Source organism: Pedobacter sp. GSP4 (genome assembly GCF_051857575.1).
Classification (GTDB): domain Bacteria; phylum Bacteroidota; class Bacteroidia; order Sphingobacteriales; family Sphingobacteriaceae; genus Pedobacter.
This window is the reverse complement of the sequence record NZ_JBPZIR010000002.1, coordinates 282,303-301,977: the sequence shown is the minus strand read 5'-3', so window position 1 is coordinate 301,977 and position 19,675 is coordinate 282,303. Positions and strand designations below refer to the sequence as shown.

Annotated in this window: 13 protein-coding genes; 3 read left to right on the top strand and 10 right to left on the bottom strand. The window is 40.4% G+C overall.

Annotated features, from left to right (window positions below; translation table 11 throughout):
- Nucleotides 1-162: 162 nt before the first annotated feature.
- Nucleotides 163-1,983: a M60 family metallopeptidase gene (locus tag ACS5PU_RS04895; protein WP_439458155.1), complete on the top strand. Its 1,821-nt coding sequence runs from the start codon at nucleotides 163-165 to the stop codon at nucleotides 1,981-1,983.
- A gap of 82 nt (nucleotides 1,984-2,065) precedes the next feature.
- Here the strand turns inward: ACS5PU_RS04895 and ACS5PU_RS04890 are convergent, their stop codons facing one another.
- The 8 genes from ACS5PU_RS04890 to ACS5PU_RS04855 all read right to left on the bottom strand — a co-directional run bounded on the left by ACS5PU_RS04890 (nucleotide 2,066) and on the right by ACS5PU_RS04855 (nucleotide 15,083).
- Nucleotides 2,066-2,563, bottom strand: a complete 498-nt coding sequence (locus ACS5PU_RS04890; protein WP_439458154.1) for a hypothetical protein — start codon at nucleotides 2,561-2,563, stop codon at nucleotides 2,066-2,068.
- A 284-nt stretch (nucleotides 2,564-2,847) separates the two neighbouring features.
- The gene (locus tag ACS5PU_RS04885; protein ID WP_439458153.1) at nucleotides 2,848-3,384 is read right to left on the bottom strand and encodes a DUF3347 domain-containing protein; all 537 of its coding nucleotides are present in this window, start codon (nucleotides 3,382-3,384) and stop codon (nucleotides 2,848-2,850) included.
- A 4-nt stretch (nucleotides 3,385-3,388) separates the two neighbouring features.
- The gene (locus ACS5PU_RS04880) at nucleotides 3,389-5,839 is read right to left on the bottom strand and encodes a zinc-dependent metalloprotease (RefSeq protein WP_439458152.1); all 2,451 of its coding nucleotides are present in this window, start codon (nucleotides 5,837-5,839) and stop codon (nucleotides 3,389-3,391) included.
- 1 nt (nucleotide 5,840) lies between these two features.
- A complete protein-coding gene (locus ACS5PU_RS04875; RefSeq protein WP_439458151.1) occupies nucleotides 5,841-7,268 on the bottom strand; it encodes a RagB/SusD family nutrient uptake outer membrane protein in 1,428 nt (475 codons plus the stop codon).
- A gap of 4 nt (nucleotides 7,269-7,272) precedes the next feature.
- On the bottom strand, nucleotides 7,273-10,890 hold the full coding sequence (locus tag ACS5PU_RS04870) for a SusC/RagA family TonB-linked outer membrane protein (protein ID WP_439458150.1): 3,618 nt from the start codon (nucleotides 10,888-10,890) through the stop codon (nucleotides 7,273-7,275).
- A 45-nt stretch (nucleotides 10,891-10,935) separates the two neighbouring features.
- Entirely contained in the window at nucleotides 10,936-12,081 is a 1,146-nt protein-coding gene (locus ACS5PU_RS04865) for a FecR family protein (protein ID WP_439458149.1), read from the bottom strand.
- Nucleotides 12,082-12,155: 74 nt separating this feature from the next.
- On the bottom strand, nucleotides 12,156-12,758 hold the full coding sequence (locus ACS5PU_RS04860) for an RNA polymerase sigma factor (protein WP_439458148.1): 603 nt from the start codon (nucleotides 12,756-12,758) through the stop codon (nucleotides 12,156-12,158).
- Nucleotides 12,759-12,929: 171 nt separating this feature from the next.
- Nucleotides 12,930-15,083 carry a GH92 family glycosyl hydrolase gene (locus ACS5PU_RS04855; protein ID WP_439458147.1) on the bottom strand — a complete coding sequence of 718 codons (2,154 nt, stop codon included), beginning with the start codon at nucleotides 15,081-15,083 and terminating at the stop codon, nucleotides 12,930-12,932.
- A gap of 330 nt (nucleotides 15,084-15,413) precedes the next feature.
- On the opposite strand from ACS5PU_RS04855, the gene ACS5PU_RS04850 reads away from it, so the two are divergent.
- Nucleotides 15,414-17,570 carry a glycosyl hydrolase family 95 catalytic domain-containing protein gene (locus tag ACS5PU_RS04850; RefSeq protein WP_439458146.1) on the top strand — a complete coding sequence of 719 codons (2,157 nt, stop codon included), beginning with the start codon at nucleotides 15,414-15,416 and terminating at the stop codon, nucleotides 17,568-17,570.
- Between the two features lie 247 nt (nucleotides 17,571-17,817).
- Nucleotides 17,818-18,171, top strand: a complete 354-nt coding sequence (locus ACS5PU_RS04845) for a nuclear transport factor 2 family protein (protein ID WP_439458145.1) — start codon at nucleotides 17,818-17,820, stop codon at nucleotides 18,169-18,171.
- Here ACS5PU_RS04845 and ACS5PU_RS04840 read toward each other — a convergent pair whose 3' ends face one another.
- Together ACS5PU_RS04840 and ACS5PU_RS04835 are read right to left on the bottom strand one after the other, a co-directional pair.
- Nucleotides 18,172-18,366, bottom strand: coding sequence for a hypothetical protein (locus tag ACS5PU_RS04840; RefSeq protein ID WP_439458144.1), 195 nt, complete (start codon nucleotides 18,364-18,366; stop codon nucleotides 18,172-18,174).
- Nucleotides 18,363-19,550, bottom strand: coding sequence for a GAF domain-containing sensor histidine kinase (locus tag ACS5PU_RS04835; protein ID WP_439458143.1), 1,188 nt, complete (start codon nucleotides 19,548-19,550; stop codon nucleotides 18,363-18,365). Before ACS5PU_RS04835 ends, ACS5PU_RS04840 begins: the two co-directional genes overlap by 4 nt.
- Between the last annotated feature and the right edge of the window lie 125 nt (nucleotides 19,551-19,675).

Sequence of the window (19,675 nt, the reverse complement as noted above, 5' to 3'; positions counted from 1 at the left end):
TCTTTTTTCTTTTATCAACATGTAATTATAAATATATTCGATTAAGACTTAAACAGACATACTCCGTTTGTATCCCATGTTTAGGCTTAACAACAGGCATAACCAAATATAATGCGATGAGGCATTGTATTACCTAATAATCAAATACCTAAACCAAAAAAAATGAAAAAAAAATCGTTACTCTTTATCGCTATGGCGATAGCGGGCCTTACTGCGTGTAAAAAAGCTGCTGTATTGCCAGAAGAACAACTAAGTAGCCAAGTAAAAAGCAAGGCAACTGTAGAATCAGTTACACAGACCAATGTATTTAATGTAACTGAAAAAATAAACGCATCGGTTGAAAGAGACCGGCTTAAAAATGGTTATTACTTAACCGACTTTACCTCAACAGGTTTGTACATGGCTGCCGGTGCTACTTTAAACATTACGGTAGAGCAAACTGCAGGTACCCGGCTACCAAAACTGCTTATTGGCACTTATTCAAGGTACGGTACCTGGAATACCCAACCAACAGTAGTACAACTAACTGCAGGTACCAATACCATTACTAATGCAGTTGGTGGTTTATTGTGGTTAAGGTATACCAATGCTACAACAGGGTCTACCGCTAAAATAACCTTTAACAGCGGTTATGACTTTGCGCCATATTACAAACTTGGTTTAACCACAAACTCGGATTGGATTAACCAATTGCAAACCTATACCACCCCTGATGTTGTAATAGAGGGTACTAACTGTGTGATTGTGGTTTCGCGTGCAAAGGCTATACAATACCAAAATGAAGACCAGGCAGCGATACTCAATAAAATTACGCAGATAATTGCTCTAGAAGATGATTTAAATGGTTTGGACAATTCATTGCCCGTGCATGCAAAAAATGTACATACTTATCTGTTAACGCAGCATGAAGATCCGAACTATTATTTTTTCGCTTACGATTACCGCACCGCCTATATCACATCAGATGTGAATGCAATTTTAACTTTAAGCAGTGTTGGTACTAATGGTTGGGGGCTTTGGCACGAGCTTGGGCACCAGCACCAAATGATGTGGCGTTGGGGTACTTTAGGCGAGGTAACCGTAAATCTTTACAGTTTATATGTACAACGTACGCTTACGCCATCAATAAACAGGCTGGTAAACGATGGTGTTTGGGCAAAAGCCTTTACCTATTTAGATAAACCAGCAGGAACTAAAGATTACAATGGTGCTACTAGTTATGCAAACCCGCTGAGCGATCTTTTTATCAGGCTATGTATGTTCCAACAATTAACTTTAGCTTATGGCGATAATTTTTATAGAACATTGGCAAAAGATATGCGGGTAGAAAACCCAACATTAGCTAATGATGATGCTAGGATGCGCTATTTCATGCTAAAGGCCTGCAGCATATCGGGCAAAAACCTGAGTAATTTCTTCCAAAAATGGGGTTTAAATTTATCAAGCTCTGCAGCTACAACACAGATTTATGCTGATATGGCTGCACTGGGTTTGCCTGCACCAACTACCGATCCTTCTACCCTGCAGGATAATGTGGCACCGCTAAACGAACTGAGCAAATCAGGCTGGAGCATCAATTCTTTCAGCTCGGAAGAAACCAGTGGTGAAGGAGCTGTAAACGGTAGGGCTGCAACCTTAATTGATGGTAGCCAGAGTACTTATTGGCACTCACGGTGGACCAGCACAGCCACCAGCTACCCACATCAGATCGTAATTGATTTAGGGGCCAATAAATCGGCCAAAGGACTTAGTTTGGTGCAAAGAAGTAGCTTAAGCCGCGCAGTTAAAAACTTCCAGGTTTTAACCAGTACGGATAATGTGAATTTTACCGCAGTAAATAATTATGTAGCACAGAATGCCGCTGGCGTACAATATTTTGCCTTCGGAAGTACACTAACGCTGCGTTACTTGAAAGTAATTGCGAATTCTGCACACGATGGCCTTCAGTTTGCTTCTTTGGCAGAACTGGGTTTGTATAATTAACTGTTTTAAATCAGAGTTGTCAAATCCTAGCAAAAGGCTATTAAAGTTGGCAACTCTGATTTATCGATAAAGCCCATATTTACTAATTACTTAACTTTTTTACCGTTTTAACGTATGCCCTGGCATTTTGCTCTTCATTACCAAAGAAGCTGATTCCAGTGGTGTTCTTATCACTAGAGATGAGGAATGTGTAACCGATCCGGGTTTGATTCCCCGATCTTCTTTTGTGCTTAGATTCAATAAACCTAAAGTTTTTAATACTATCCATTCTCGAACCGACGAAAAAGGTAGAATTATTCACCTCCGGTGTGCTGCTCGATTTCTTTCTTTCATCATCAATAAGCAGGTATAGCGTAAGGGTATCTATCTTTGTGTATGGTACCTGATCTTGAATCATCATATACCTATTGGGCTTAAGTGTATCAATAAGGAATATGAGTTTAGGTTTTGTCAGTGATTGGTTCAAGAGCTCATTCTTAAACCCTTCATCTTGTTTTTCAGGTAATACCCTATCCAACCTCTCCTTATTAACCAGTTGGTAACTGGCCGGAATGCTAATTGTTGCCTTGAGGTTTTTCAACCTATAGTTTAAAAAAACATCCTTTTGCTTACAGCTTTGTAAAAGCATAAAAACTATGAGGTAAAAATATGGCTTCATCAATCAGATTATCTTGTTTTTATAACGCGCTATAAATTAGAGGCATTCGGCATAAAGCTAAGTAAGATGAACTAAAATATTCAATTTTTGTGATTTATGCTTGCCTTGGTAAGGAGATTCCTGTGGATACCAGCATAAAAAAGCGGTTTCTATCCAGAAAACCGCTTTAATCATTAACTATTATTTATGTATGATGTGCTTGACTATTAAATGCTTGCCTTTACCTCTCCGCAGGTAAGCATGTTTTTAGGATAATAGGGATTTTGGATGGCCTTATCATCGCTGATCCATGTGGTGCCCGTCATCGGGCATACCTGTTTGTAAAGTGTGGTTTTCTCAGGCTTGAACCTTTCAATTACCGACCACATTTTTACCGATAGCTTATCCATTTCGCTGCGCTGCTTATTGATGGATTTTGTACCGGCAATAGCCAAAGCCAGTTTTTTCATTTCTTCGCGGGTTATTGTGGCCTCGTTCATCTGCTCTAGAGATAGCTTTTTAAACTTAAACTGGCTCAATAACGAAACAAATTCGGTAGCAAACTTAACCGCGCCAAGCGAATCTGATTTAACCAGACTGTTTTTAACACCCAGGTAATTTAAAATAATACCTTCTTTTAAGGCCTCTCTTTTCTGGGCCAGCTCTGGAGTAGCTACTTCTTGCGCCGAGGTTTTTACCTGGGCCTTTGTATTAAAGCTTAAAGCCGTTAGTGCCATAACAATGGCCAATGCATAGTTCTTCATTCTTTTATGGGTTTATCGTTGTCTTTTTAAGGATCTTATCAATTTCTGTTTTAATATCAGCCAGATGAAGCGCATTTATACCCGTGGTTTGTGGCAGAAGTTCGTCTACCTTTTTTCTGATGGCCTTTATGTGTGTTATCGCTTCTAATCTTACATCGCTGCGTTGCGCACTGTTCATTGCCTTACCGTCGGCCATATCTTTTGGATTGATTAACATACCTACTTTTTCCAGGTAAGAACGCTGTAAGCTTCTCAGGTAAGCGTCTTTAAGCGGATCGAGCGATGGCTTTTTCCATACCGTTGGCAGTACATCATTTAAGAATTCGCTAACTGGATATGGATCGGTAGAATTCAAAGCTTTCTGACTGAGGTTAAATAATAAACCCGAACTCAGGAACATATTTAAAATCTGCGTTTGCTGATCAGAAATCTCTTCCATTGGCTTTAAATCCACATACTGGGCTATTTCTTTAGGGTACATCCATAAAGGCGCATCAAATAACTGGCGGCCCACGTAGCCCACTACGCTTTTAACCTTCTGTTTCGGAATTTCGACATAAATTGCCCCCTTTTCGTCGACACTTCTTTTGGTAATATGCCTATTGCCGATGTTTTTCATTACATGGTAAAGGTACCTGCCATATTGCCTAACCACTGCTTTGTGCATTTGCTCCAGGTTGTCGTATTGATCGCCAGGTTCAGTTGTCCAAGGGATTAAGTTGGCCACTACCCTTTTCAGGTTTTTAATGCCATAATCGCTGGCTGCAATGGCGTCGTCGCCCAAATCTTCTGCCTGACTTCTTGGGTCTTCATCTTTACCTTCTCCTCCGAACCACAAACGCGGGTTTTTGGTCAGCGTATCGGTAGTTATTTTATTTAAGATCTTTTCTTCGGCATATTCATCTTTTTCGCCATCAAAATAACGGTAGCCCCAGTTAATGGCCCATTCATCATAAGCGCCAATTCTGGCATAAATACCTTTAGGCGAGATATGATCTTCTGGTTGTGCCACATAGTTGAAACGTGCATAATCCATAATCGAAATGGTATGGCCATTTTTTTCTACCCAAGCCTTATCCCTCAATTTCTCTACAGGCGTTTGGCTGCTGGCGCCCATATTGTGCTTTAAACCAAGCGTGTGGCCAAGCTCGTGCGAAGAAACAAAGCGGATTAACTGCCCCATTAGTTCATCGTCAAATTGCATTTTCCTGGCGCGTGGATCAAGTGGGCCGGCCTGTACCATATACCAATCGTGCACCAGTTTCATTACATTGTGGTACCAACCTACGTGGCTTTCCATAATTTCTCCACTGCGCGGATCGCTGATTCTTGGTCCATAAGCATTTGGCGTTTCGGAAGCATAATATCTGATTACCGAAAACCTTGCATCTTCAAGGCTCATGGTTGTATCGGCCTCAGGCCATTCTTTACCGATGATGGCATTTTTAAACCCTGCTTTTTCAAATGCTTTTTGCCAATCGTTTATCCCCTGAATAAGATATGGGCGCCATTTTTTTGGCGTTGCCGGATCGATATAATAAACAATCTGCTTTTTGGGTTCTACCAGTTTACCTTTTTTATATTTCTCTAAATCTTCCTTTTTTGGCTCCAGTCGGTAACGTTGAATCAAATATTTGGTCTGCGTTCTTTGCTGGCCTTCATCAAAAAGGATGTATTTGTTGTTAAAATAACCAACTCTTTCATCGGCTATACGTTTACGCATGGGCACTTTTGGCAACAACAATAAAGAGGTATTGAGCCTTAATGTAATGGCGCCGGTTAATGCTCCTGCCGGAATGCCCAATCCTGAGCTCGAAAAGGTTTTGGTGGTTTTCACCTCTACATTAATCGGGTAACCACTTATCTTTTCGATAAAAGAGCGGTCATCTGCCAGACTTCCCAATTTTTTCTCGCTCTTTTCTTCCGAAGCAATCGAAACAACAGCTACATCTTTCTTAAAAAAATCGGTTACATCAATTACATAATTGCCTGTAAGTGGATTACGGGCCTTAATTTCGAAACTGCTAATAATCGGGCTTTCCTGCGATTGCATTACGGCCTGGTACAAAGCTTCTGATGTATTTTTGGTTTCTTGGCGATAAATAACCCCTTTTAGAAAAAGGTTATTGTTATTCCCCTTCTCAAAGTAAATGGTCTGTTCGTTTACCTTTTCTCCACCAAAACTGCCAAAACTCTGCGGGGTAGTTACATAACGTGTAACAGCAAGTAAGTAGCGGCCAAGTAGGCTGTCTGGAATTTCGAAAAACCATTTTTGATCCACCTGTCTGATATTGAATAGCCCATTCTGGCCAATTGCATTGGCAGGTATTACTTTTTGATAATCAACCGGAGTTTTCTTTGCAGTACTATCGGGTTTTGCTACTGGTATTTTTTGTGCAAAAGCTGATAAGGAGAGTGCGCAGGCAATCGGCAGTATAATCTGTTTAATATTCATCTTAAAACGGTAGCTTTTCGTCGGTATTTAATGTAAGTCTTGGATTTTTTTTGAGTACGTTAAGCGGGAATGGAATAATATACAAGCGCGATGTTGGCAGCAAGGTATAAGTTTGCTGTGGCACGGTTTTATTCACCAAAGGGAACTTGCGCACCACTGTTTTTGCATATTCGGGCTCGGTATTTAACCTTTTAAGATCCATAAACCTGTTGAAACCAAGAAACAGCTCTTTGCGGCGCTCGTTGATAATGATTTCCATGGTTTCTTTTTTGGTGGCCGGAACAGGGAGCGTAATGGTGCCTGAAAGGATCCGTTTTTCGCGAAGTTTGTTTACCACAGCCATTGCACCAGCTAAATCGCCTTCTCTTGCCAAACACTCGGCCTGCATTAAGTACACCTCGGTGGTTTTTAAACCTACTGTTGGGTAAAAGAACCGGGTATAAAATACACTGTAGTACGCCGAATTTGAACCAATATCCAAAAAGCTTGCACTGGTGGTATTGAAAAACATGTTAAAACGTGCGTCATTGGTACCGAACAATTCTCTCAGCTCAGGACTGATTAACCAGGTATAGCCAAAATTGGTTTCGTTATAACCCTGGATGTACATATAGCTCAAAACCTCTGGATTGTTTGGTGCGATAATCGGCGTAACCGATGGTCCACCTTGCTTAGTGGTATAGTTTACCAGATCAAAAATCTGGTTATTGTATGAAAGTGATTTTTCGCAAGCCTGTTTAGCCTGTGCAATTTCTTTTTTAAACAAATGCACTTTAGCTTTTAATGCCCATGCAAAGGCTAAAGATGGGTGGTACGGATCTGCAGGTTGAGCCTGTAAATACGGAAGAGCCTCGTCCAGATCTTTTTGAATAAAATCGTACACCTGGGCAACAGTCGATTTTACAGGCTGAGCTTCCAGGTCGTATTTATCCATAATACAGATACCGCCATCGGTAGCCGCCGTAGCTGCATTATATGCTTTGGCATAAACATTTACCAATAAAAAATGATCAAAAGCCCTCAAAGCTTTAGCTTCTGCTTTTGCCAGTGCTTTTACATTATCATCGCCCTTGCTGCCATCAACCAAAGAGATAATGGTATTCCAACGGTTAATGTATACATAGGCGCGTTCGTAAAAATTAGAAGAACTGATCATCGAAACACGGTCGATATTCTCGTTAAAGCTAAAATGTACGGTGTTGATATTAGGCGTTACCCCTATAAAGTTCGATTCTTTGATCCACATATCATCAACCAGGTACTGGAAATTGCTGATCAGATAAGCTCTGTTCGGGTAAGAAACCAATTCGTAATAATCTTGCGCATTTTCTACAAGTAATGAACCGGTTGGGGTTAAATCTGTATATTTTTTACATCCACCCAATAAAATAAGGGTAAGGAATGCTATAAATGTGATATTTCTTTTCATTTTGTTAAAAGGTTAGGTTTAAGCCAAATACAAATGATTTGGGGTTTTCAAGCGTTCTGGTGCCTGAAAGGCCTGAGTACGACTCTGGATCGATATCATCTCCTGCGGCACTTGCATACCATAAATTGTTTACCTGCGCAGTGAATCTTGCAGAAGGAAGCTTGAATTTGCCAATCATTCCTTTAGGCAGGTTGTACGATAGCGAAACGTTTCTAAGCTTGATATAATCGCCCTTAACGACATTTACATCGGCAGCTTGCCACATGGTATTAATCGTGCTGGCACTATTCACTAAGTTTTCTGGATAATCTACCAATAAGCGCGGTACATTAGGGATATTTCCGTTTTTGAACCTTTGCGTAATATTCTCGTCGGTTACGTCGTAAGCACTGATATTGGTTACATCCCTTCTGATTACATTGCCTCCAGAAAAGATCAGTAAAGCACCCAGTTCGAAGTTTTTATAAGAAATGCGTTGAGAAAACGAACCGTTATACGTTGGGGTTAAAGTGCCCATTTTTACCAAACTGGCGAAATTGTTAAAAGATTTGATGCTGGATACGATCGGATTCCCGCTAGCATCAAAATCAATGCTGGCTTTGCCATTCTCATCCAAAAAGTACGGATAACCATTTACCATGCCACCATAGCGATAAGCATATACGGTATTGTATGCAGTACCTTCCATATAATAAAATGATGGAGATGAAACATAGTTGCCGGCTGGAGAAATTGCGCTGTTTACCTTACCGATACGGCTCCGGTTGAAACCAAGAATAAAGGTTGAGCTTAAGGTTAGATCGCCCGATTTTAACCAATCGCCACCTAACGAAAATTCTATACCACGGTTAATCAAGGTACCGTTGTTGATAGCCCTCGAAGCCACGCCAACAGTCGGGTCTAATTCTGTATTCACAATTAAATCAGTACTCTTTTTATAGTACACATCTATACTTCCCCTTAAACGGTTTGATAAAACGGCATAATCTAAACCTCCATTGTAGGTCTCTGTTTTCTCCCAACGCAATTTTGGATTAGGCAATGCTGTAATATCAATATATTGTAGAGATGGAAACAGGTTATCACTTCTTCTTCTTGCAGTTAAATATTTAGAACTCTCCGTGTTCTGGTTTCCGTTTACACCATAAGTAGCACGCAGTTTTAAGAGGCTTATCCATTTTTGTGCCTGGATAAACTCTTCGTTGCTGGCATTCCAGCTGGCACCCACCGACCAAAGTGGCCTGTTTTTATATTCAGGGTCTACACCGAAAAAGTCGGCCTGATCTACCCTTACACTACCCGTAACGTTGTATTTGTTCAAATAGGTATAACCTGCATTGGCATAGGTAGAAAGGTTTCGGTGTTTAATTTCCGTTTGGGTTCTGCCTAAAACTGATAATGTTTTATTGCCACCATAAATATAACTTGGCAGGCCGGTTTGACTGATTGATTGGGTATTGATTAAAGTTGAAGTAAGCGTAATGGGATCGTAACCATATCTTAAATCTTCAACCCCTCTTGGGGTAAAGGTTTGACGCATTTCAAAACCTGCAATAGCAGAAATAGCGTGTTTTCCCCCATCAAAAGTACGGTCGAAACTCAACTGGTTTCTAAAGGTATAACTGTTGCTGCCCTTATCTGTTTGCGCATATCGCCCACCCGTTGGAAGTCCGTAGGTATATGCGTTAGTGGCTGGTGTATAGCCAATAAATGCATTATATGCCGAACGCATCTTATACGAGTTTACATCGTAATACTGATCTGATTTGATGGCTGTATTTTCAAACTGTAACTGACTTGAAAGGCTAAGTCCTTCCATTAACTTGGCCTGTATGTTGGCAAAACCCCTCAAAGCAATACTGGTAGAATTCACCTGTCCCTCGTTTAACGATTCGAGGATATTGAAACGGTAAGAACGGAACTGCGCATTGTTTTTTAAAGCTGCAACCACGGCACCGTTAACACTCCCGCCAGCAATACCATCGGGCAAATTCACATAGTCGGCGTATACCAAACTACCATCAGGGTTAACAATCGAAGCATAGCGGGGCTGTATTCCGTTGTAGGCATCGTACGATTCGTCTGTTGAAACAGATTTGGTATAACTTCCATTAAAACCAAGGGTAGTGGTTAACCATTTATTTACGTTGTATGTGTTTTTAAAATAGATATTTAACTTCTGATCGTTATTATGAATTACTTTCTGTGCAGAGTTGTCGAGGTTTACAGAGGCGTATGTATTCGACTTTGCACTTGAAGAACTTAAAGAAAGGTTGTAACGCTGGCGGAATGCATTTTGCCAAACATTATCGCGGTATTGCTCATAATAATCGGCATTTCTCCAAGCCTCTAACTGTTGGTTTACCTGATCGGCAGTAACCTTACCGGCATCACGATCGCGGTATAATTGATATAACGGACTGTAATATTTGATGCTTCCGTTTGCGGCAGTTCCGTAAGCGGCAAACATCGATTCGGTTGTGGTATAACGGGCACGCTCTTTATTGTAAACATCAGTTTCCAAATCCAGAATATCGCCTGTAGATGCATAATGCAAAGAATTAAACTTCGGTTTAGCATCTATAAAGAAATCGGTATTTAAAGAGATTTTAACTGGGCCAGTTCCTTTTTTGGTAGTGAGTACAATTACACCATTGGCAGATCTGGATCCGTAAATAGAAGAGGCTGCCGCATCTTTTAAAACCGTTACCGATTCAATATCATAAGGGTTAATTTCTTCGATAGGCGTTTCGGAAGGTAAACCATCAATTACAATCAATGGATCTGTTCTGATCGCTTTCTCGGATAGTGAGAAGGTTCCCCTACCACGGATAATCTGTTTATCGGCACCTAGTCCAAAGGGATTTTTATCGTATGCTAAACCTGCCACGCGGCCTTCAAGCGCAGCTAGTATGCTCGGATTAATTTGTTCATTCAGTTTTTTGCCATCAACAACAGAAAATGCACCCGCGTTTCTTTCTAAAGGAAGTGATTGAAAACCGTTTACTACAACCTCTGCCAATAATGATGCATTGGCATTTAGCCTTACGGTAACCACTTTTAGTGCCGCAGTACGATCAAAACGCTGTGTGTGAGAAAGATAACCTATGTAACTGATATCAAGTGTATTGTATTGATCGGTTAGATTAAGGTTAAAATGTCCGTTACCATCCGTCAAAATATACTTATTGGTTCCTTTTATTTTTACCGAAGCACCTGGTAACGGCGATCCCAAACTGTCGGTAACCATTCCGTGTAAAATGTACTCATCCTGGATATCGGGCTTCAGCTCTTTTAATATAATTGTACGGTTATTGCTAATTTCGTAACTAAAATTCTGCCCTTTAACTACTGCCTCCATAATGGTTTTAAGGTCGGTAGTGGTTAAGCTGAAAGTAATTGGCTTCGCTTTTTTAACCAAAGCTGCATCGTACACAAACTCGTAAGCTGTTTTCGACGAGATTTGTGAGATAACCGTATTTAATGGCGCCTGGTTAAAATTATATTGGTTGTTCTGTGCCTTGGCTTCTACAGCTAAAAATGCTACGAAGCAAAAAACAACTGGCCAGTTCAATAAATACCTGCATCCAGATCGGACGAGGCGAAAGTAATGGTTTGTCATAAAAAAAATAGTTTGGTTGGTTAATTGATCGACGATGGAGAAACCTTAAACTTTAAATACTATCTTATTCTCTTTGATTTTAAAATTACAGTCTGTAGCTTTCGAAATGATCTCGAGTACCTCATCAATATCAGCCTTACGCGATATTTTGATATAGAGGTTCTTTTGCGGAATAGATTTCACATCTGCTTCTACATTGTACCAGCGGGCAATTTTCTGCATCACTACGCTCAATGGTACATCATTAAACAAAAACTCTCCCTTTGTCCACGCATTAAAATCTTCGGCCGAAACATCCTGAAGATCCAACTTACCATGGTGGCTAATTACCTGTTGATTTGGTTTTAACACCACCTGCCCGCCGTTTGCATTTGCAAATTGTACACTACCTTCTAGCAGGGTAGTTAATGTTCCTTCATCTTCCGGATAACTGCTTACGTTAAACTCGGTACCAAGAACCTTAATCTCATTGCCCTCTACATTTACAATAAATGGTTTAAGCGGGTTTTTGGCCACTTTAAAGAAAGCTTCTCCCGAAACGGTAACTTTTCTTTCTGCCCCACGAAAATCTGTCGGGAAGATAAGTTTAGAACCTGCGTTAAGCATTACCACCGAGCCGTCGCTCAAGGTAACACGGTATTCGCCACCATTTGGGGTAGTTAAGGTGTTCAGTTTAGAGGCTTCTGCAGAATCAGCATCATTGGCCATAAAAACCATCGTTCCATCAGCCTGGGTGCGTACTGTTACCCCCCTGCTTTTGTAAACTACCTCTGCCGTGCCCCCGCTTAAAGGTGTAATTCTTCCGCCTAAGCTTAACATGGCCTTGGCCGAACCGGGTACAATTGAGTTACCGCTGAAATAAAACCTGCCCATAAGTAAGCAAACCGAAACCAATACCAAAATGGCTGCAGCCACGCGGATAAAATTGTTCGATTTGAATACCTTTAAGAAGCTGCTTTCTTTTTTTGCAAAAAGTTTTGCCGATAAGCCTGCGTGGATTACCGCTAGCCGTTCTTCTTCACCAGCATTAAAAGATTCGGAATCTTTTTCAAATTCCGAACGGATCAGACTTTCCAGTTCCTGGGCTGTTGCATTTTCAAAATGCCCGAATAAGCGCTCAAGCTCTTTCGCATTGCTTTGATTGGCAATAAATTTTTCGAATAATTTGGGATTTAAAGGTGTTTTTTCCATCGTTGTCAATATATAATATGCACGAGATGGACAAACACACTATCGTACCTTGATTTTTTTTTGAAAATATTTTTTTAGTGCTTCAAATAGGCTGCAATACAGAAAACAATAAATTCTTGAGCGTGAAAAAAGACGTAACGTTTAATGTATTTGGTAGCGCTAACCAATTGATTACTTACAGTAGATGGACTTAAAGATAAAATTTCTGCAGCTTCCTGATAGCTTTTTCCCTCTATCCTGCACAATTTAAAAATCTCTTTCCGCTGTGGTGGGAGTTTTTCGATGGCTTGGTTCAGGAGTTCGACTCTTTCTTTATTAAAAATGTAGGCTTCTGTCTGATCGTAGAATTCGGCAAAAGTTTCCAATAAATGGCGCTGCATTTTAACATCAAGGGCCAATTTACGGTAATAAGCGTATACTGTATTTTGCGCAATGGTAAAAATCCAGGCCTTAAACGATTTGTTTACATCTATTTCAGCCCTGTTCAACCAAACTTTAACAAACACATCCTGAAGCAGTTCATCTACAACCTCATTCAATTTAATCATGCGCTGCATTTTAGGTAAAAGCATTTTGCTATACCTGGCGTAAATAAAGTCAAAAGCATATTGTTGACCATCTTTCAGGTCTTCCAAATACTTTAATTCTTCCTTATCGTGCAGATTGTCAGGGGACATTTTGTCAAATCTACAAAATACGCAGAATTATTGATCAATTTGTACTCATATTTAACAATATAAAGAGAAGTTGTCGTGATAATAAGACGGATAAAAACAGAGAGGCCCAGCAATTTTCATCAAATGGCAGGGCCTATAATTTAACCATCAGGATTTAGAAACTATAAAAAACTACTTCGTATCAATTTCTACCTTACCACCGTTTTTAAACAGATCGTGCGAAATAAAATATCCGTTATTCGTTTTGCCATCTACTTTAATGCTGGTAATTCCCCTTCCCTTGCCAGGTTTAGTAATGGTTAACAATTTCCCGGTGCTGGTTTTCCATTTCACCTCATCAAACAATGGTGCAGTAACAATGTATTCGGCATCTGTAGCCGAAAACGGGTATAACCCCAGCGCACTGAATACATACCAGGCCGACATTTCACCGGCATCATCCATCCCTGAAAGCGCTAAGCCCTCACTTCCTATTCCATACAGTTCATTTAGAATTTTATCGATTATTTTTTGCGATTTTTCTGGCTTGCTAATAAAAGTGTAAGCGAAGGGTGCTTCATGATCGGGCTGGTTGCCCTGGCAATACTGACCGATCATCGTTTCTACGTTTCTGGCAATGTATTTAGGGTTCCAAGGTAAGGTAAACAACGAATCCAGTTTCGACTCAAATCCTTTTGCGCCGCCATACAGCGCTATCAATCCTTTCATATCGTGCGGAGCATAAAAAGATACCTGCCAGGCGTTGGCCTCGCGGTACATGTATTCGTAGTATGGGTACTCTGGATTAAAAGGTTTAATCCAATCGCCATTTTCCAGTCTGCCCCTCATAAACCGCGTACCTGGGTCGAACATGTTTTTATAGTTTTGAGACCTCGCCATTAAAATGCGGTAATTGCTGCTATCGCCCAGCTTTTTTGCCAACTGCGCTAAAGAGTAATCATCATACGCGTATTCCAATGTTTTAGAAACACCTGCTTTAGCCTTCGTTTCTACATGTGGGTTTTTAACATCAGGATCAGAAATGTAGCCCTTTTCAATGTACTCTTTTATAAAGGGACGCGCACCGCCCTCTACATTGGCATTGCGCAACAGGGTTTGGTAGGCACCTTTGATATCAAAATCATCTATGCCCCTTAAATAAGCCCCGGCAATAGAAGATGCGCCATGATCGCCGTGGAAAAAAGTTGGGATAAAGCCGGTTTTATCGCCTACATCTTTCATCGATTTAATTACATCGAGTGTAACCTTTGGCGTAATCAGGCCCAGCAGCACATCCTTGTTTCGATAGGTATCCCACAATGATGGCTCGGTGTAATAGTTAAAATTGCTCTTTACCACATTGTGTTTGGCATCTTTAAATTCTCCATTTACATCGCTGCGTAAAGCTGGCCATAAAAAAGAGCGGTATAAGCACGAATACAGCATCTGCTTTTGCTTTTCGGTGCCACCTTTTACCTGAATATTGGATAATAGCGCTTCCCATTTGGCTGTAGCTTCATTACGGATCTCGGTAAAAGTTTTATTGCCTATTTCCTGTTCCAGGTTTTCTTTGGCGTTGGCGATACTTACAAAAGACAAGCCTATTTTTAATTCAACGGGTTTATTACCTTTATCGGCCAGGTGGATAATGGCATAACCAGAACGTTTTCCTTCATCGGTGATGTCGAGTTTGTCGATTTTACCGTTTACCGTGGCATAAAAATAGATGTTTTCGCCACCTTGAAAACCTTGGATTGCAGATGAACCATCCTGTGTAATATTCCAGGTAGAAACCCTGCTGTTGGCTTTTCCCATATCAAACAGGATCTGCCTGTTGCTGTTGTTTTTATATTCGTATTGATGAAATCCGCAACGTAAAGTCGAAGTGAGTTTCACGTTCACTTTATAATCATCAAGATAAACCTGATAAAAACCTGGTGCTGCACTTTCTTTTTGATGAGAAAACTTAGAACCAAACTTGGCAGAAGGATTGGAAAGCGGTAAAATTGGAATGTTGCAAAGGTTCCAGTGCCCTTTGTTGGTGTGCGCAAAGCCATAAATTACATCGTCTTCATATTCGTAGCCGGCACCCGATCCAAATTCGGTTATCGGGCTCAGCTGAACCATGGCATTGGGCAATGAGCTGCCCGGAAAAGTTAAACCTGCCCACGATCTCCAGCCCTGGGGCAGTTCGTAACCCAAAATTTTCGGATCTGTTAATGGATAGGTCCCAATAAATGTGTTTACGTACCTGGTTAAAGCTGTTTTAGTCTGACTTTGAGCCACATTTGTCATGCAGACGCTAAAAAATAAAATTAAGAATAGAAATTTGGTTAGGGATTTCATTTTACATAAAACGTTTTAGTGTGTTATATCAAATATAGAAAATCTATTAAAGCCCTGCTTAAAATATCACAATAGTTACCAATTAAAATCCAAACATTCAACTGTGGGCATGCTTAAATGGTTTAATGATATGCCAAATATCGTGATGCTTTCAGCGCTAGAAATAATGCTACGCTCAGTGTATTTCTATATATTTGAAACTACACTAATCAAATATTTCTTATGCTTTATAATTGTAGGCTTATTACAAAAAGTTCGTTGTTATTATGCTTATCGCTATTGTTTTTCAGCCGCTTATCTGCTCAGAATAAAGAAAACACTTCTTTAACGATGTGGGATAATAAACCTGCAGCTAGCTGGATGACCGAAGCCTACCCTATCGGCAACGGCCGAATTGGCGGGATGATTTTTGGTGGTGTAAACCAGGAGCATATCCAGTTTAACGATAATACGCTTTGGACCGGCGATGAAAATGACAGAGGCATGTACCAGGCTTTTGGTGATATATTTATCGATTTCGACCAAAAAGATCAGCAGTTTACAGGTTATACCCGAAAACTGAATTTGGCCAATGCTGTACATACCATTAATTATACCCAGAACGGCACACATTATAAGCGCGAATATTTTTGCAGTTTCCCTGATAAAGTAATGGTGCTGAGGCTCACCTCCGATCAGAAAAAATCCTATTCGGCAGCTATCCGGCTCAAAAATGCGCACAATGGAGCGATAACAGTTAACGGAAATACTATTCAATTTGTAGGAAAACTAGCTAACGGAATGCCGTACCAGGCTACAGCTCAGGTTAAAATAGAAAACGGTAAAAGTTATGCCGTTAAGGATGATGATGGCGAAAAATTAAAAATAGATCAGGCTGATGCTATTACCATCATTTTTACGGCAGCAACCAACTACAGCAATAAAAGAGAGCAGAATTGGAAAGGCGAAGAGCCAGCACTTAAAATAGCGCGTGTACTCCAACTTGCTGCTCCAAAATCATATCCATCATTGCTGAGTGCACATGTTAACGATTATCAAAAGTTATTTAACCGTTTAACGCTTCAACTTGGGGCTGATAAAGCAGAAAATAATACGGTACCCACCTATCAAAGACTGATCAATTATAAAAAAAATGCAGATCCGGCACTGGAAACTTTGATTTTCCAATATGGACGGTACTTGTTGATCAGTTCTTCGAGGCCTGGTGGTTTGCCAGCTAATCTTCAAGGCCTATGGAACGAAAGCAATACGCCGCCTTGGGGCAGTGATTACCATTCGAACATCAACATCCAGATGAATTATTGGCTTGCCGAACCTACCAATCTTTCCGATTGCCAAATCCCCTACCTGGATTACATCAACAGCATGCGCGAAGTGAGCGCAGTGGCCACGCGCAAGCAATACCCAAACACACGCGGCTGGACGGTTAAAACCGAAAATAATATTTTTGGTGGCATGAGCTTTTTGTGGAACACACCCGGAAGTGCTTGGTATGCGCAGGCGCTTTGGGAGCACTATGCCTTTACTAAAGATAAAACCTATTTAAAGAATTTTGCCTACCCGATTATAAAAGAGATTTCTGAATTTTGGGATGACCATTTAAAAAGAAGGTCAGATGGAACTTTGGTTTCTCCGTTGGGCTGGTCGCCAGAACATGGGCCAACCGAAGATGGTGTAACGCACGATCAGCAGATTGTTTACGATCTTTTTACCAATTACATCGAATCTGCCGATATCTTAGGGATAGATATTGCCTATAGAAACCACATTGCCGACCTTAAAGCCCATTTATTAAAACCAAAAATCGGTAAATGGGGCCAGCTGCAAGAGTGGGAAACTGATCGCGACGACCCTAAAGATCAGCATAGGCATATTTCCCATCTTTTCGGTCTTCATCCGGGCAGGGAAATCAGCACCATTAAAACCCCCGAACTGGCCAAAGCTGCGCGGGTTACTTTAACTGCACGGGGCGATGAATCAACAGGTTGGTCTATGGCCTGGAAAATGAACTTTTGGGCGCGCTTGCAGGATGGAAACCATGCTTATAAAATATTACAGAATTTTATTACGCCAGTTGGCGGTTCGGGCACTGATTACAATAAAGGGGGTGGAATTTATGCTAACCTGTTATGTGCACATCCGCCTTTTCAGATCGATGGCAATTTTGGATATACCGCCGGCGTTTCAGAAATGCTCTTGCAAAGTCAGGCCGGAGAGTTACAGTTTTTGCCAGCACTCCCCGATCAATGGTCGGATGGAAATATACAAGGTTTAAGGGCCAGAGGGAATTTCGAAATTACGAACCTACAATGGAAAGAAGGTAAAATTGTTAAATTGTCGATCAAATCATTATCTGGTGAAGATTGTGTGGTAAGAAGCCCGAATGCTTTAAAAACAACTGTTAAAGGATTACAAATTGAAAAATCCGGAAACGATGTAAAATATAGTTTTAAAACACAAGTTGGGAAAGTTTATAATTTTGAATGAGTGAAGGACTGAAGTATTGATTAATTGAATGAGTGATTGACGGAATGAGTGATTGACAGAATGATTAAATGCATGAGGAATTGAAGGAAGAATTTGAATCTTAGATACTAATCTCATTCAGTCATTCAAAATTCTATTATTCAACCATTTGCATCCCATTCTATCATTCAAAATTCATTCATTCAATCCCTGTATCCCATTCAAACCATAAGTGTTTACATTTGTTTAATCAGAAAAATAATTCAGGATGGGTACTACAGAAAATTTGCTATTGGCACACAACACTAAAGTAGTGGTATTGGATTTTATCAAGGCTTTAAATGCAGAAGATTTCGATTTGGCAAGGCAACAGCTCCACGACGATATGACCTTTAAAGGCGTAATGGGCGAGCGCCATGGCGCCGAAACTTACATTGGCGATATGGAAAAGATGAAGTTTAAGTACGATATTAAAAAGGTATTTGTAGATGGAGAAGAAGTTTCGCTGTGGTACGACATTAAAATGGGGCAAAAAACCATTTTTGCAGCTGGCTGGTATAAGGTTGAGGCCGAAAAAATTAAATCTTTTCAGGTAATATTCGATCCGAGGCCTATTTTATAGCTAACAAACCTGTTTGAGTTTTTTAACTTCAATTTGGTTGTTTTCCAACTGAAAAATAAACAGCAAGAACTCATCGGTTTCGCTGATTTCTATACTTTTAATCGTGCCAGATAGGTCATTACTATTCGAAATCATATCGCCAACCTTTAATTCTAAAAGTGTCGATGTGGGTAAACTATTATTTACAGTGATCATTTTGTATAAGGTAAGCTAAGGGTAAAACATGTTTTTTCAGCAGTGGATGTTACATCTAATGTTCCACCATGGGCTTTGGCAATTTCTGATGCAATGTATAAGCCCAAACCCAGTCCTTTTTGATTGGGTTCTACTTCTCCCCTCGAAAAAGGCTGAAATAAACGCTCCATTACAGCATCTGGTATCTGTTTGCCCGCATTGGCCACACATAGGTTAAATTCTTCATTATTAACTAGCGCAGTAACTTCTACAGTAGAATCGGCTGGAGAGTAGTTTAAAGCATTGGCCAAGAGATTGGAAAAGAGTTGGGCCAGGCGCTTTCCATCAGCATCAATGGGCTGATCTAACTTAAAATCAATCTTAAAATTGCGCGATGGCCAAATGGCCTGTAGTTCCTCAATCACCTGGAGCAATAATTTTTCCAGGTCTTCATCGGGTGTGGGGTTTACGGTAATGCCACCGCCCAGGCGCCCGCTTGCAAAATCGAGCATATTCTCAATTAAGCCGTTCATCCTAAAAGCAGAATCCTTAATAATTTTGGTAATCCGGCTTCCACGTTCATCCATGCTTAACCGCGATAATAACTGGGCACTGTTTGATATGGCATTCAGCGGGTTCCTTAAATCATGGCCCAGTATAGCAATAAACTGATCTCTTAAAATTGCAATTTCCTGTTCTTTTTTTAACTCTTTTTCGGCTACAGCAACTTGCTCCAAGGCATCTAAATGGAACGCAATCAAATCAGCAAACATGGTAAACGTGCCAATTATTGTCGGATTTTTTAACTTGGCCGGTTTTGGATCAATAGCGCAGAGCGTACCAAAAAAATCTCCGTTCTTTAGCGTAATAGGCACCGAAATATAACTTTGAAAGCCATACATTAATGGTGTATGGTGTCCAGCAAAATCGGGATCTTCAGCAACATGGTCAATTACCACAGCCTGCTTATGCTGCCTGATTTCGTTACAGATGGTCGTTTCCAGTTTAAGTTCGCCACCTACAGGAAGTCCAAAATTAATTTCATCCTGAACTGCGCAGGCTATCCAGCTATCAGAAGTTACACATGCAACTGCAGAGAAACCCATGCCTGTGGTTCTGCATACAATTTCCAGAATATGTGCAATTGCTGGAATTTTATTTATTGCCTCAATATCGGCAAGGATGTTATTTTTAGAATTTTGCAATGCCAGAATGAATAATTGCAGCAATTTACAAATATTTATGATGTAAAAAGCAGCACGTTATTGTCTAACAAATATTTTGCACAGATTGATCAGTTTATGCTTATAAGACGTATCAATACCGTGTA

What these genes read in the sequence shown, in the direction of transcription:
- ACS5PU_RS04870 (WP_439458150.1), bottom strand. Translation starts at nt 10,890, where the DNA reads ATGACAAACCATTACTTTCGCCTCGTCCGATCTGGATGCAGGTATTTA.
- ACS5PU_RS04895 (WP_439458155.1), top strand. Translation starts at nt 163, where the DNA reads ATGAAAAAAAAATCGTTACTCTTTATCGCTATGGCGATAGCGGGCCTT.
- ACS5PU_RS04885 (WP_439458153.1), bottom strand. Translation starts at nt 3,384, where the DNA reads ATGAAGAACTATGCATTGGCCATTGTTATGGCACTAACGGCTTTAAGC.
- ACS5PU_RS04880 (WP_439458152.1), bottom strand. Translation starts at nt 5,839, where the DNA reads ATGAATATTAAACAGATTATACTGCCGATTGCCTGCGCACTCTCCTTA.
- ACS5PU_RS04845 (WP_439458145.1), top strand. Translation starts at nt 17,818, where the DNA reads ATGGGTACTACAGAAAATTTGCTATTGGCACACAACACTAAAGTAGTG.
- ACS5PU_RS04860 (WP_439458148.1), bottom strand. Translation starts at nt 12,758, where the DNA reads ATGTCCCCTGACAATCTGCACGATAAGGAAGAATTAAAGTATTTGGAA.
- ACS5PU_RS04850 (WP_439458146.1), top strand. Translation starts at nt 15,414, where the DNA reads ATGTGGGATAATAAACCTGCAGCTAGCTGGATGACCGAAGCCTACCCT.
- ACS5PU_RS04875 (WP_439458151.1), bottom strand. Translation starts at nt 7,268, where the DNA reads ATGAAAAGAAATATCACATTTATAGCATTCCTTACCCTTATTTTATTG.
- ACS5PU_RS04855 (WP_439458147.1), bottom strand. Translation starts at nt 15,083, where the DNA reads ATGAAATCCCTAACCAAATTTCTATTCTTAATTTTATTTTTTAGCGTC.
- ACS5PU_RS04840 (WP_439458144.1), bottom strand. Translation starts at nt 18,366, where the DNA reads ATGATCACTGTAAATAATAGTTTACCCACATCGACACTTTTAGAATTA.
- ACS5PU_RS04865 (WP_439458149.1), bottom strand. Translation starts at nt 12,081, where the DNA reads ATGGAAAAAACACCTTTAAATCCCAAATTATTCGAAAAATTTATTGCC.